This is a genomic window from Streptomyces sp. NPDC002994, from assembly GCF_040611155.1.
Taxonomy (GTDB): Bacteria; Actinomycetota; Actinomycetes; order Streptomycetales; family Streptomycetaceae; genus Streptomyces.
This window is the reverse complement of record NZ_JBEXNQ010000046.1, coordinates 23978-37233: the sequence shown is the minus strand read 5'-3', so window position 1 is coordinate 37233 and position 13256 is coordinate 23978. Positions and strand designations below refer to the sequence as shown.

The following is a 13256-nucleotide window of genomic DNA, read 5'->3' as shown; positions in this document are numbered from 1 at the left end:
CACCCTCGCGGGCTTTCCTCCGGGCTTTCGTTCGGTATTTCGTGTTTCCGACTCTATCAGACTCTTTCGTGTCCGACTTCCTCGGTGCTTTCCAGGTCTTCGCTTTCGCGTTTCCCTTTCCGGCGGTTCCGACTCTATCAGATCCTTTCGGGCCTGACTCCCAGTCAGCGGGGTTTGCCTTTCCGGCTGTTGAGCCGTTCCGACGGATGAGACTTTAGCGGAATCCTGGCTCCCGAGCTAATCGGGGTGGCGTTCCTTCGAACGCGGATTCCTCATTTCGCAAGCGCGCACAAAAGTGGGACGACAACTGTCGTTCGCTTCAGTGGTTCCTGCGGAATGGCTGTCCGGGGCCGACCGGGGCCGGTGCTCACGTCGGACAACTCGGAGAACACTACGGAGGCGTCAATCCCCTGTCAACCGCGGCCTGCGCCGCTAGAGTGAGCCCCATGACTTCGCGTACGTGCACCCAGGGATGGCGGGCCGCCTGACGGCGGCCGCCCCCACACGTATGCACTCAACGGCCGCCGCTTCGGCGGCCGTTCGCGTTTCCCCCTCCGGGAGGCCGGCCGCTGGTGGCGGCGGCTCCTATCAGGAGGCAAGAGAGATGACGCGGATCTTCAGCGGGGTCAAGCCGACCGGGCACCTGACGCTGGGCAACTATCTCGGGGCAGTACGACGGTGGGCCGAGACCGATCAGCACCGTGCCGACGCGCTGTTCTGCGTCGTGGATCTCCACGCGCTGACCGTGGAGCACGATCCGGCGCGGGTACGCAGGCTCAGCCGGCAGGCTGCGACGCTGCTCCTGGCGGCGGGGCTGGATCCGGCGCTGTGCACCGTGTTCGTACAGAGCCATGTGGATGAACACGCGCGGCTCTCGTTCGTACTGGAATGCACGGCCACCGACGGCGAGCTGCGGCGGATGATCCAGTACAAGGAAAAGAGCGCGCGGGCGCGGGCGGCCGGGGAGAGTGTGCGGCTGTCGCTGCTGACCTATCCGGTGCTGATGGCCGCGGACATTCTGGCGTACGGGACTGATGAGGTCCCTGTGGGTGACGACCAGACGCAGCATGTGGAGCTGACGCGGGATCTGGCGGTCCGTTTCAACCAGCGGTACGGGCACACCTTCGTGGTGCCGAAAGCCACGCATCCGGAAGTCGCCGCGCGGATCATGGACCTTCAGGAGCCGACTTCCAAGATGGGCAAGTCGCACGCGGCCACGGCGGGGATCGTCTATTTGCTCGATGAGCCGGAAATCGTACAGAAGAAGATCATGCGGGCCGTGACGGACAGCGGGCGCGAGGTGGAGTACGACCGGGAGGAGAAGCCCGGGGTCGCGAATCTGCTCGATGTGCTTTCGGCTTGTGAGGGTGGGAACCCCGAGGAGCTGGCCGGTGTATATGAGTCGTACGGAGCTTTGAAGAAGGACACCGCGGAGGCTGTCGTCGAGCTGCTGCGGCCGGTGCGGGAGCGGCATGCGGAGCTGGCGGCCGATCCCGGATATGTGGATCAGGTTCTGAGGGAGGGGGCTGAGCGGGCCAGGGGGATGGCGCGGCCGACGGTGGACGCGGCTTATCGGGCGATTGGGCTGCTGCCTGCGGGCTGAGGGCGGTGGAAAGCGGCGCGGTAGTCGCGTGGGCTTGTGGCGAGGTGGGTGGCGAAGTGCTGTCGCATGGTCACCTCGCTGCCGAAGCCCGCGCGGCGGGCGACTTCGGGGATGGGGTGGTCGGTGCGTTCCAGCAGCTTCTGGGCGGCGGCGAGGCGCTGGGTGATGAGCCAGCGCTGCGGGGTGGTGCCGGTGGTCGCTGAGAAGTGGCGGGCGAAGGAGCGGGGGGACATGCCGGCGCGGGCTGCGAGGTCGTTGATGGTGAGCGGTTCGTCCAGGTGACGAAGGGCGTATTCGCGTACGGAGGCGAGGGTGTCGGCGTCGCGGTCCGCCCTGGGCGTGGGGTGCTCGATGAACTGCGCCTGGGTGCCGGTGCGGAACGGGGCGGTGACCATCGAGCGCGCGATGGTTGCGGCGGCTTCGGCGCCGTGCGTCGTACGGACCAGGTGGAGGCACAGGTCGATGCCGGCGGCGGTTCCGGCGGAGGTCCAGATGTTGTCGTCTTCGACGAAGAGGGCGTCGGGGACGACGGTGACGTGGGGGTGGTGGGCTCGGAGGAGGTCCGTGAGGTTCCAGTGGGTGACGGCGCGGCGGCCGTCGAGGAGGCCGGCCTGGGCGAGGGTGAAAGCGCCACCGCAGAGCGCGGCGATGGGCGTTCCTTGGGCGTGAGCCTGGCGGAGAGCGTCCAGGACCGGGGGCGGGGCCGGCGTGAGGTGGTCGTCGAGGCCCGGGACGACGATCAGGTCGGGGGCGGCGCGTCCGGTCGTACCGCGCAGCCAGTCGAGGGTGCGGTCCGGGGTGAGGGTGAGACCGCCGCGCATGGGGACGGGGGTGTGGTCGACGGCAACCCGGCGGAGGTCGAAGGCGGGAACGCCGCGGTCGGTGCGGTCGACGCCCCAGACCTCGGTGATGACGGAGACGTCGAAGGCGCGGATGCCCGGGAAGGTGAGGAGCGCGATGGGGCGGCTTGGGAGCGTCGCTCGGGGAGTCACCGTGGCAGTAAACCATCGGTCGATGGCTTCCTGCTGTATGGGCGGGGTGGGTGGCGGGCGGCAGCATCGTCGGTATGGAGATCGCAGAGAACGCAGCGCTGGTTGTTGTCGACGTACAGAAGGGGTTCGAGGAGGGGGAGCACTGGGGACCGCGGAACAATCCGGCGGCCGATGACAACATCGCCGCGCTGATCCACGCATGGCAGGCGACGGGGCGGCCGGTCGTCTTCGTACGGCATGACTCGGCGAAGCCTGATTCGCCGTTGCGGGTGGGTTACGAGGGCAACGGGTTCAAGGAATACGTGGAGGAGCGGCGCGGGAAGGGGGCGGGGGCGGAGCTGTTCGTCACGAAGAGCGTGAACTCGGCGTTCTACGGTGCGCCGGATCTCGATGCGTGGCTGAAGGGGGTGGGGGCGCGGCAGATCGTCGTGGCGGGGATTCAGACGAATATGTGCGCCGAGACGACGGCTCGGATGGGCGGGAACCTGGGGTACGAGGTGTTCTTCGCGCTGGACGCGACGTACACCTTCGACGGGGTCGGGCCGTGGGGGTGGACGCTCGGCGCGGAGGAGCTGGCGCGGGCCACTGCCGTGTCGCTGCACGACGGTGAGTTCGCACGGGTGGTGGGGACGGAAGAGTTGGTGCGGGCGGCGGCGTCCGTGTAGCCGTGGCCGGCTCATGGGGTGGCGCTGGCCACGGTTACGGCCGTGGCTACCGCGCCGGCTCTGGCTCCGGCTTTCGCGCCGGCTCTGGCTCCGGCTTTCGCGTTGGCTTTCGCGCTGGCTGTTGCTCCGGCTCGGCGCTGGCCCCGGCTCGGGCTCGGGCGGTGGCTCGGGCTCGGGCGGCGGATCCGGCTCCGGTGCGGTTAGCCGTTGCCTGAGGCGAGTTCGCGGCTGCGGTCGCGGGCTGCTTCCAGGGCGGCGATGAGGGCGGCTCGTACACCGTGCTTTTCGAGCTCGCGGATCGCGTTGATGGTGGTTCCGGCCGGGGACGTCACTGCCTCGCGGAGCTTTACCGGGTGTTCGCCGCTGTCCCGGAGCATTACGGCCGCACCGATGGCCGCCTGCACGATCAGGTCGTGGGCCTGGGCCCGGGGCAGGCCGAGGAGGATGCCCGCGTCGGTCATCGCCTCGACGAGGTAGTAGAAGTACGCCGGGCCGGAGCCGGAGAGGGCGGTGGCCGCGTCCTGCTGGGACTCGGGGACGCGGAGCGTCTTGCCTACGCCGCCGAAGATCTCCTCGGTGTGGAGGAGGTGCTCGGCCGTGGCGTGGGTGCCGGCCGAGATGACGGACATCGCCTCGTCCACGAGGGCGGGGGTGTTCGTCATAACGCGGACGACGGGGGTGTTGGGGGCGAGGCGCTCTTCGAAGTACGAAGTGGGCATGCCGGCTGCGCCGCTGATGACGAGGCGGTCGGCCGGGACGTGGGGGGCGAGCTCGTCGAGCAGCTTGCCCATGTCCTGGGGCTTGACCGTGAGGATGAGAGTGTCGGCGCGCTTGGCGGCTTCGGCGTTGCTCACCGGCTCTACGCCGTAGCGGGTCCGGAGTTCTTCGGCTCGCTCCGGGCGGCGGGCGGTTACCAGGAGGTCTGCGGGGCGCCAGCCGGCTCGGATCATTCCGCTGAGCAGGGCCTCGCCGATCTTTCCGGTGCCGAGGAATGCGACTGTCTGGGTCATGCGGTTCACCTCGCCGGTGGGGCTGTGATGGGGGTGCGTATGTGTTCTTTGCGTCCGGTGACATCCTCGCACCGGGCGTGTGGGGTGGGAGTGGGGTGTCCGGTGGGCGGGACGCCAGGCCCCCTTTGTCCTCAATCGCCGGACGGGCTCCAGCTGCCGCCGCACGGGTGAGTCAGGCCGTGCGGCGGCGGAGGGTGGCTGCTCCCAGGGTGAGGACCAGGAGGGCGCAGGTCGCGACGATCGTGGCGTCGCGGACGAAGGTGACCGTGACGTCCGTGTGGCGCAGGACCTCGTTCATGCCGTCCACGGCGTACGACATCGGAAGCACGTTCGAGATCGCCTCCAGGACCGGCTGCATCTTGTCGCGCGGGGTGAACAGGCCGCACAGGAGCAGCTGCGGGAAGATCACCGCCGGCATGAACTGGACCGCCTGGAACTCCGACGCGGCGAAGGCGGAAACGAAGAGGCCCAGCGCTGTGCCGAGCAGCGCGTCGAGCAGGGCGATGAGGAGCAGGAGCCAGGGGGAGCCGACTACGTCGAGGCCCAGGAGCCAGAGGGAGACTCCGGTGGCTACGGCTGATTGGACTACGGCCAGGGCGCCGAAGGCCAGGGCGTAACCCGCGATCAGGTCGGCCTTGGCCAGGGGCATGGCGAGAAGGCGTTCGAGGGTGCCCGAGGTGCGTTCGCGCAGCGTGGCGATCGACGTCACCAGGAACATCGTGATGAGCGGGAAAATGCCCAGGAGCGATGCCCCGATGGAGTCGAAGGTCTGCGGTGACGCGTCGAAGACGAAGCGCAGCAGCGTGATCATCACTACCGGGATGAAGAGCAGCAGGGCGATCGTGCGGCGGTCGTGGCGGAGTTGGGCCAGGACGCGGGCTGCGGTGGCGAAGGTGCGGGAAGCGTTCATCGGAGCGTCTCCTGGCGGGAATTGGCCTCGTCCACCAGGTGGAGGAAGGCCGCTTCGACTGTGGCGGTGTGTGTGCGGTCGCGGAGGGCTTCGGGGGTGTCCTCGGCCAGGATCTCGCCCTCGCGCATGAGCAGTAGGCGGTGGCAGCGCTCGGCCTCGTCCATCACGTGGGAGGAGATGAGGAGGGTGGTTCCGCGGTCCGCCAGGGTGTGGAAGAGGTTCCACAGGTCGCGGCGCAGTACTGGGTCGAGGCCGACGGTCGGTTCGTCGAGGACCAGCAGTTCGGGGGTGGAGAGGAGTGCTACGGCCAGGGATACGCGGCTGCGCTGGCCGCCGGAGAGGTTGCCGGCCAGGGCCGTTTCGTGCGAGGTGAGGTCGACGTCCTCGATGGCCCGGGTGACAGCGTCGTGGCGGGCTTCGCGGTGGTTGCGGCCCGGCTGGAGGACTGCTGCGAAGTAGTCCAGGTTCTGGCGGACGGTCAGGTCCGAGTAGATGGACGGCGCCTGGGTCACGTAGCCGATGCGGGGGCGCAGGGCGGCTGCGCCTGCCGGGTGACCCAGGACCTTCAGGGTGCCGGTGACCTTGGCCTGGGTGCCGACGATGGCTCGCATGAGGGTTGTCTTGCCGCAGCCGGAGGGGCCCAGGAGGCCCGTGATCCTGCCTCGGGGTACGGCGAAGTCGAGGCCGCGGAGGACGGTGCGGGCGCCGCGTACGACGGTGAGGCCGTGGGCGGTCACGGCGGACCCCTCTGCCGTGGCGGCGGGTCCCGGCGAATAATTCATCATGTGTTGAATATCCTCCGGGTGGGTCTGCGCGTCAAGAACCTCGTGGGGTGAGGGGTGGCCTCGCCTCGCCTCGCCTCGCCCCGCCTCGTCTCGTGGCGTTCGGGGGCGCGGGTAGGGGGCAGAGGCGGCGTGCGGGAGTGCGGGGCGGCGCAGGCGGGCGGCGGCGTGATCGGAAGCGGAGCATCCGCCTCCTTCGCGCTTCAGTGGGCACCGATGCGTAACGGAAAGTCCTGGGATGTCCAACTCCTGTGCTGGAGGATTGAGTTCGTCGTCCAGACGGAGGTTTCCTTTTGCGTGTGCGTGGCCTGTCCTTGCGCCGTACCGACTTCACCGCTTCTCTCGTCGTCTTCCTCGTCGCACTGCCGCTGTGCGTGGGCGTCGCCGTCGCCTCCGGCGTGCCGGCCGAGCTCGGCCTGATCACCGGCATCGTCGGCGGGCTCGTCGCGGGAGCGCTCCCGGGCAGCAGCCTGCACGTCAGCGGTCCGGCGGCCGGGCTCACCGTGCTCGTGTACGAAGCCGTTCAGCGGTACGGCGTCGCCGCGCTCGGGGTGCTGGTGGTGTCCGCCGGGCTGCTGCAGGTGGCCATGGGGGTGCTGGGGCTCGGGCGGTGGTTCCGGGCGATTTCCGTCGCCGTCGTACAGGGGATGCTCGCCGGGATCGGGCTGGTGCTGGTGACCGGGCAGGTGTACGCGATGGCCGATGCGCAGGCGCCTGCGGGTGGGGTGGCCAAGGTGCTGGGGCTGGTGGAGTTGGTTGGGGGGGTTGCTGGGGGTGGTGGGAGTGGTGGGGCTGGCGGCTCTGGGGTTGCCGCTGCCGCGTTGGGGGTGGGGACCGTTGCGGTGCTCGTCGGGTGGCCCCGGTGGCGGGCGGCGGCCCGTGTGGCGCCGGCGCCGCTCGTGGCGGTGGCGCTGGCGGCGGTGGTGACGGCGGTGCTGGATCTGCCGGTGCGGCGCGTCGAGGTGCATGGGCTGCTGGACGCCGTGCAGCCGCCGGGGGCCGATTCATTTGCGCGGCTGGTGGGGGGCGGGGTCGGGGTCTGGGGTGGGGTTGTCGGGACGGTGCTGGCGTTCGCGCTGATCGCGTCGGCCGAGTCGCTGTTCAGCGCGACGGCTGTCGACCGGCTGCACGACGGGCCGCGGACCAATTACGACAAGGAGCTGATCGCACAGGGAGCGGGCAACACGGTCTGCGGGGCGCTCGGGGCGCTGCCGATGACCGCCGTCATCGTGCGCAGCGTCGCCAATGTGCGGGCGGGTGCGCGCACGAAGGCCTCGCGGGTGCTGCACGGGGTGTGGCTGCTGGTTTTCGCGGCCGCCGTGCCAGCGGCGCTCGGGGTGATTCCGGTGGCGGCGCTGGCGGGGGTTCTTGTGCACGCGGGCTGGAAGCTGATTCCCGTACGGGAGTTGGTGCCGCTGTGGCGGGAGCATCGGGGTGAGGTGGTCGTGCTGGTTGTCACGGCCGGGGCGATCGTGGTGACGAACCTCTTCGAAGGGGTGCTGGTGGGGTTGCTGCTGGCCGTCGCCAAGACCGCGTGGGACACCAGTCAGGTGCATGTGGAGACGGAGGATCTGGGCGCGGTGGACGGGCTTCGGGTGCGGGTGCGTGGCAGTGCGACGTTCCTGCGGCTGCCGAAGCTGATGGACGCGCTGGAGGCGGTGCCGCATGACCGCCCCGTACAGCTGGACCTGGACGGTCTGCGACACGTCGATCACGCGTGCGCGGCGGCGTTGGAGGGGTGGGCGGCGCGGAGTGGGGTGGAGGCGGGGGGTACGCGTTCTGGGGGTGCGGGTGGTGCGGCTGCGGGTGGTGTGGCTCCTCGGGGCGCGGCCGGCATTGGTTCCAAGGCGGGGGGCGACGAGGGCGCTGGGGTGGCTTCGGCGCTGGGGTGGCGTGATCGCGGTCGGGGGTGGATGTCCGGCGGAGCTTCCCCTACCCGCCCCCTTCCCGTAACTGGGGCTCCGCCCCAGACCCCGGTCTTCAAACGCCGGACGGGCTGAAATGGGGCCGGGGTAGCCGGGCTCCGCCGCGGGGCGGACCGGCGCCCGGTCGGCCCGCGGCCGGCGGGGTCAGTTCGAGCGGCGTCGCTTGGGGGGCTTCTTGCGGGCTGCGGGGTTGCCTGTGCGGGAGTGGCGGCGGCGTTCGTACTGGGTGAGGGCCGTCTCGTACTCGCTTCGGCGCAGCTTCTCGCCCGGGGCCTCGGTGAGTGAGCGGAAGAAGTACGCGAGGAGTGAGCCGATGAAGCCGATGCCCTTCAGGCTGCGCAGCGACGCCTCGGTGGCGGGGTCGGGGCGACGTGCGTAGCCCTGCCAGGTGCGGCGGAAGGCGATCGCGCTGCAGATCGCGAACATGGCGACGACCAGGATGCTGACGAAGCCGCCGACGTCGGCGATCGCGAGGCCCTGGTAGGCGAAGCGGAGGACGAAGCATCCGGCTGCCGCCGCTGCCAGCGAGCCGACGGCGACGCCGGCCCGGCGCAGCCCGTAGCCGTTGTCATGGTTCAGCCAGGTCGTACCGAAGAAACGGATGGGCTCGGGCTGCGGGCCGGTCGGGGTGCCGTCGGGGTTTTCGCTCACGGGGTCGATTATCCCCGGAGCGGGCGGGATGGAACTCAGGCGCAGCGCGGCGCTACGTAGCCGTCACTGCCGGTGTTGATGTAGGCGTCCGCGACGAACTGGCCGTTGGCGATGTTGTCCCAGAGGTTCGTGGTCCCGTACGGGCCCGTGATCCTCTCGCCCGGCTTCTGGCAGTTGATCGGGACGCGTGCGCCGTACGGCAGGACCTTGACGATCCGGTAGTTGGTGCCCGGCCCGCTGCGTACGTTCACCCGGTAGCCGGGAGCGACCGGGTACAGCACCACTGACGCGTCGAGCGTGGCGACCTCTTCGTCGGCGCCTGCGGCGTTTGTTTCGGTGTCTCCGATGGCCATTGGGCCCTCCCCCGTGGATGTTCATTTCCGTACGCCGCGCAGGCTAGCAAGCCGCACCGACATCGCACGCATCATCGACTAGGCTCCGTGCGTCGCGCTTGCGGACGAACACACGGGGGTGGACGATGCCGCCGCTGCGCAGCACCGGGACGGGACCGGAAGCGGAGCATCCGGAATATGCCGGGCAGTATCGGCTCAAGTCGATTCTGGGCTCGGGAGGCATGGGTGTGGTCCATCTGGCCACGTCTGCCTCGGGGTTGCGGCTCGCCGTCAAGGTGGTGCACGCCGACTTCGCCCAGGATCCCGAGTTCAGGGCACGTTTTCGGCAAGAGGTCGCCGCCGCCCGCCGGGTGAGCGGTGCCTTCACCGCGCCCGTCGTCGACGCGGACACGGATGCCGAGCGCCCCTGGATGGCCACCCTCTTCGTCGAGGGGCCCACGCTCGCCGAACGCGTCAAGCGGAATGGCCCGCTGGGTACGGAGGAGTTGCTCAGGCTCGGTGCGGGACTGGCTGAATCGCTGCGCGACATCCACCGCGTCGGCGTGGTGCACCGCGATCTCAAGCCGAGCAATGTGCTACTGGCCGCCGACGGGCCCAAGGTCATCGACTTCGGCATATCCCGGCCGACGGACAGTGATCTGCGTACGGAGACGGGCAAGCTGATCGGTACGCCGCCGTTCATGGCGCCCGAGCAGTTCCAGCGCCCGCGCGAGGTGGGGCCCGCGGCAGACGTGTTCGCGCTGGGGTCCGTGCTGGTCCACGCGGCGACCGGCAGTGGGCCGTTCGACTCCGACAGCCCGTACATCGTGGCGTACCAAGTCGTCCATGAAGAGCCGGACTTGACGGGCGTTCCCGAGGATCTGGCCCCGCTGTTCGCCCTCTGCCTCGCGAAGGACCCCGCCGACCGGCCCACGCCTGACGCGCTGATGACGGCACTGCGGTCCGCCGCGTACCCGACCGGGGACGACACCCATGCCTTCATACCCGCGCAGCGGATCCCCAGCCGGGCGGAGGGTGCGACGGCGGACACTTCCAACAATTCCAACAATTCCGAGGCGGAATCCGGCTCGGTCGCTGTGCCGTCCCCCGCTCGCGGGCGCGGTCGCCGGCGCGTGGTCCTCGCCGTGGCGCTGGCCTCCCTGATCCTGGGTGGGGCACTCGGTGTACGCACGCTGGCGGACGGCGGCGGCCGCCCAGAAACCGCTCCGGCCGTGCAGCAGTCCGGCACGGGGGCGGACGCTCTCCCCTGGAGCGTCTCCCTGCGGGGCGGGAAAGGCGGTGGGAGCACCGCGCCTGTCTGCTCGTACGCGGCCAGCTCCCTCTACTGCAACGCCCCCGGGATCCAGGCCTCCCGCCTGAACCCCGCCGACGGCAGCGTCAGCTGGTCGGAGAAGTCGGCCAGTACCTCCCAGCCGGCCTGGGACGGGAGCGCGCCCGTGTTCTCGGGCGGGCTGCTGCATGTCGTCGCGCCCGGCGGGGACCGCCTGGAGGCCCTCGATCCGAAGTCCGGCAAGCGTCGTTGGAGCATCGAGCTCGCCGGGCGGCCCGTGGCCCTTCTCGCGGCGAAGTCCGTGCTTCTCGTGGCATCGGGCGACGGGACCGTCAAGGCCGTCAGCAGCACCAGAGGGGAGGTGCGCTGGACTCGGCCGCACGGTGGGATCGGCACGCTGTGGATGTCGTCGCCCGGCCGCCCCCAAGGGCCCGTCTTCGCCGTTACGCCGGCTGCGGACGGCACGGTCAGCACCGTCCGCGCGGTCGACCCCGACAGCGGCACCATGCTGTGGGAGCAGCGGCTGAATGGGGTGCTCAACCCGGTCGGGGCCTCGGGCGAAGCTCTGTTTCTGCTGTCCAGTGACACCGATACCCAGACGCGCGCGGTCGTCCGCATCGACATCAAGGACCGCACCGCGCGCCGCATCCCTCTCGTCACGCCGGTCAATCAGGCGCAGGCCACCGTGCGCGGAGACACGGCGTACATCTTCGGTGGATCGGGCTCCCTCGTCGCCGTCGACACCCGCAGCGCCGGAAGCGCGCAGCAGGCCCAGCGGTGGCGGCTCGAGACAACGGTGAGCCGTGCCTCACGGCCGGTCGCGAGCGGGGGCCGCGTCTATCTGGCCGCGGCGGACGGGCGGCTGCTGGCGGTCGACGCCGCCGACGGGGCGCTGCTGGGGCAGACCAGGCCCCGTATGGGCGAGGAGACCGACACGGTCACCACCGTCTTCCCCGCCCCCGTCCCCGCCGCCGGCAAGGTCTTCGCCACTGCCCCCGACGGGTCGGTCTTCGCCGTGGATGCCCGGGACCCCAGCCGCTGGTGAGCAGTGAGCGGTAAGCAGGCGGGGCGGAGCCGGGCTCGCCCCGGCCCGCTGATCGCGGACCGGGGCCGCACACACCTCAGCCCAGCTTCGAGACGTCCCGCACCGCGCCCTTGTCGGCGCTGGTGGCCATCGCGGCGTACGCGCGCAGGGCCGCCGAGACCTTGCGCTCGCGGTTCTTCGGGGCGTACACGCCGCCCAGGGCCTCGCGGCGGGCTGCCAAGTCCTCGTCCGAGACGAGGAGTTCGATCGTACGGTTCGGGATGTCGATGCGGATACGGTCGCCGTCCTCGACGAGCGCGATCGTGCCGCCCGACGCCGCCTCCGGGGAGGCGTGGCCGATGGACAGGCCCGACGTACCGCCCGAGAAGCGGCCGTCCGTGACGAGCGCGCAGGTCTTGCCGAGGCCGCGGCCCTTCAGGAACGACGTCGGGTAGAGCATCTCCTGCATGCCGGGGCCGCCGCGCGGGCCCTCGTAGCGGATGACGACGACGTCGCCGTGCTCGATCTCCTTGCGGAGGATCTTGTCGACGGCCTCGTCCTGCGACTCGCAGACGACGGCGGGGCCCTCGAAGGTCCAGATCGACTCGTCGACACCGGCGGTCTTCACGACGCAGCCGTCGACGGCGAGGTTGCCCTTGAGGACGGCGAGGCCGCCGTCCTTGGAGTACTTGTGCTCGACCGAGCGGATGCAGCCGCCCTCGGCGTCCGTGTCCAGGGTGTCCCAGCGCTCGGACTGCGAGAAGGCGGTCGCGGAGCGGACGCAGCCGGGGGCCGCGTGCCACAGCTCGACGGCCTCGTCGGACGGGGAGCCGCCGCGCACGTCCCACGTCTTCAGCCACTCGGCGAGGGTGGCGGAGTGGACGGTGTGCACGTCCTCGTTGAGGAGGCCGCCGCGGTAGAGCTCACCGAGGATGGCGGGGATGCCGCCGGCCCGGTGGACGTCTTCCATGTAGTACGTGCCGCCCGGCGCCACGTTCGGGGCGACCTTGGCCAGGCACGGGACGCGGCGCGAGACCTCGTCCATGTCGTCGAGGCCGAAGTCGAGCTCGGCCTCCTGGGCGGCGGCCAGCAGGTGCAGGATCGTGTTGGTGGAGCCGCCCATCGCGATGTCGAGCGCCATGGCGTTCTCGAAGGCGGCGCGGGTGGCGATGTTGCGCGGCAGGACGGTCAGGTCGTCCTGCTCGTAGTGGCGCTTGGTGATCTCGACGATCGTGCGGCCGGCGTTCTCGTACAGCGCCTTGCGGGCGGTGTGCGTGGCGAGGACCGAGCCGTTGCCGGGCAGGGCCAGGCCGATGGCCTCGGCCAGGCAGTTCATCGAGTTGGCGGTGAACATGCCGGAACAGGAGCCGCAGGTCGGACAGGCGTTTTCCTCGATACGGAGGATGTCCTCGTCCGAGATCTTGTCGTTCACGGCGTCCGACATCGCGTCGACCAGGTCGAGCTTGCGGACGGTGCCGTCGACCAGCGTGGCCTTGCCGGCCTCCATCGGGCCGCCGGAGACGAAGATCGTGGGGATGTTGAGGCGCAGCGCGGCCATCAGCATGCCCGGCGTGATCTTGTCGCAGTTCGAGATGCAGATCAGCGCGTCCGCGCAGTGCGCCTCGACCATGTACTCGACGGAGTCGGCGATCAGGTCGCGGGAGGGCAGCGAGTACAGCATTCCGCCGTGGCCCATCGCGATGCCGTCGTCGACGGCGATCGTGTTGAACTCGCGGGGGACGGCGCCCGCCGCCAGGATCGCGTCGGAGACGATCCGGCCGACCGGCGCGAGGTGCGTGTGCCCGGGGACGAACTCCGTGAAGGAGTTGGCGACCGCGATGATCGGCTTGCCGATGTCCGCGCTTGCTACGCCAGACGCCCGCATAAGGGCGCGCGCGCCCGCCATGTTGCGGCCGTGGGTGACTGTGCGGGACCTCAGCTCGGGCATCGTCGCTCGCTCCTTAGGCAGATGGGACGTACGAGGCTCACTTACGAGAGTAGCTTCGAGCGTACGCCTCGGATCCACGATCTGGACAGGTCGTCCGATATGCGGGACGGCGCGCTCAGCCTT

At 70.2% G+C, this 13256-nt stretch carries 11 protein-coding genes; 4 read left to right on the top strand and 7 right to left on the bottom strand.

What is annotated here, in order from left to right:
- Nucleotides 1–604 precede the first annotated feature (604 nt).
- Nucleotides 605–1603 (top strand): tryptophan--tRNA ligase, encoded by a 999-nt coding sequence (gene trpS, locus ABZX79_RS36145; RefSeq protein WP_355267744.1) that lies wholly within the window; start codon nt 605–607, stop codon nt 1601–1603.
- Here trpS and ABZX79_RS36140 read toward each other — a convergent pair.
- The gene (locus ABZX79_RS36140; protein ID WP_355267741.1) at nt 1570–2595 is read right to left on the bottom strand and encodes a helix-turn-helix domain-containing protein; all 1026 of its coding nucleotides are present in this window, start codon (nt 2593–2595) and stop codon (nt 1570–1572) included. The genes trpS and ABZX79_RS36140 overlap by 34 nt on opposite strands.
- Nucleotides 2596–2669: 74 nt before the next feature.
- Here ABZX79_RS36140 and ABZX79_RS36135 point away from each other — a divergent pair, with 74 nt between their 5' ends.
- Nucleotides 2670–3260 (top strand): cysteine hydrolase family protein, encoded by a 591-nt coding sequence (locus ABZX79_RS36135; protein WP_355267738.1) that lies wholly within the window; start codon nt 2670–2672, stop codon nt 3258–3260.
- 200 nt (nt 3261–3460) lie between these two features.
- Here the strand turns inward: ABZX79_RS36135 and proC are convergent, their stop codons facing one another.
- The 3 genes from proC to ABZX79_RS36120 all read right to left on the bottom strand — a co-directional run bounded on the left by proC (nt 3461) and on the right by ABZX79_RS36120 (nt 5965).
- Complete coding sequence (gene proC / locus ABZX79_RS36130) at nt 3461–4270, bottom strand: pyrroline-5-carboxylate reductase (RefSeq protein WP_355267735.1); 810 nt, start codon at nt 4268–4270, stop codon at nt 3461–3463.
- Between the two features lie 172 nt (nt 4271–4442).
- Nucleotides 4443–5180, bottom strand: a complete 738-nt coding sequence (locus tag ABZX79_RS36125; protein WP_355267732.1) for an ABC transporter permease — start codon at nt 5178–5180, stop codon at nt 4443–4445.
- Complete coding sequence (locus ABZX79_RS36120) at nt 5177–5965, bottom strand: ABC transporter ATP-binding protein (protein WP_355267729.1); 789 nt, start codon at nt 5963–5965, stop codon at nt 5177–5179. The genes ABZX79_RS36125 and ABZX79_RS36120 overlap by 4 nt, the downstream gene beginning before the upstream one ends.
- Before the next feature lie 296 nt (nt 5966–6261).
- On the opposite strand from ABZX79_RS36120, the gene ABZX79_RS36115 reads away from it, so the two are divergent.
- On the top strand, nt 6262–7962 hold the full coding sequence (locus ABZX79_RS36115; RefSeq protein ID WP_355267726.1) for a SulP family inorganic anion transporter: 1701 nt from the start codon (nt 6262–6264) through the stop codon (nt 7960–7962).
- 69 nt (nt 7963–8031) lie between these two features.
- Here the strand turns inward: ABZX79_RS36115 and ABZX79_RS36110 are convergent, their stop codons facing one another.
- Both ABZX79_RS36110 and ABZX79_RS36105 read right to left on the bottom strand, forming a co-directional pair.
- Nucleotides 8032–8538 carry a hypothetical protein gene (locus ABZX79_RS36110; protein ID WP_355267723.1) on the bottom strand — a complete coding sequence of 169 codons (507 nt, stop codon included), beginning with the start codon at nt 8536–8538 and terminating at the stop codon, nt 8032–8034.
- A gap of 35 nt (nt 8539–8573) precedes the next feature.
- The gene (locus ABZX79_RS36105; RefSeq protein ID WP_355267720.1) at nt 8574–8891 is read right to left on the bottom strand and encodes an SH3 domain-containing protein; all 318 of its coding nucleotides are present in this window, start codon (nt 8889–8891) and stop codon (nt 8574–8576) included.
- A gap of 125 nt (nt 8892–9016) precedes the next feature.
- On the opposite strand from ABZX79_RS36105, the gene ABZX79_RS36100 reads away from it, so the two are divergent.
- Nucleotides 9017–11206, top strand: coding sequence for a serine/threonine-protein kinase (locus tag ABZX79_RS36100; RefSeq protein WP_355267751.1), 2190 nt, complete (start codon nt 9017–9019; stop codon nt 11204–11206).
- Between the two features lie 76 nt (nt 11207–11282).
- Here the strand turns inward: ABZX79_RS36100 and ilvD are convergent, their stop codons facing one another.
- Entirely contained in the window at nt 11283–13133 is a 1851-nt protein-coding gene (gene ilvD, locus ABZX79_RS36095; RefSeq protein WP_355267718.1) for a dihydroxy-acid dehydratase, read from the bottom strand.
- Nucleotides 13134–13256: the final 123 nt, after the last annotated feature.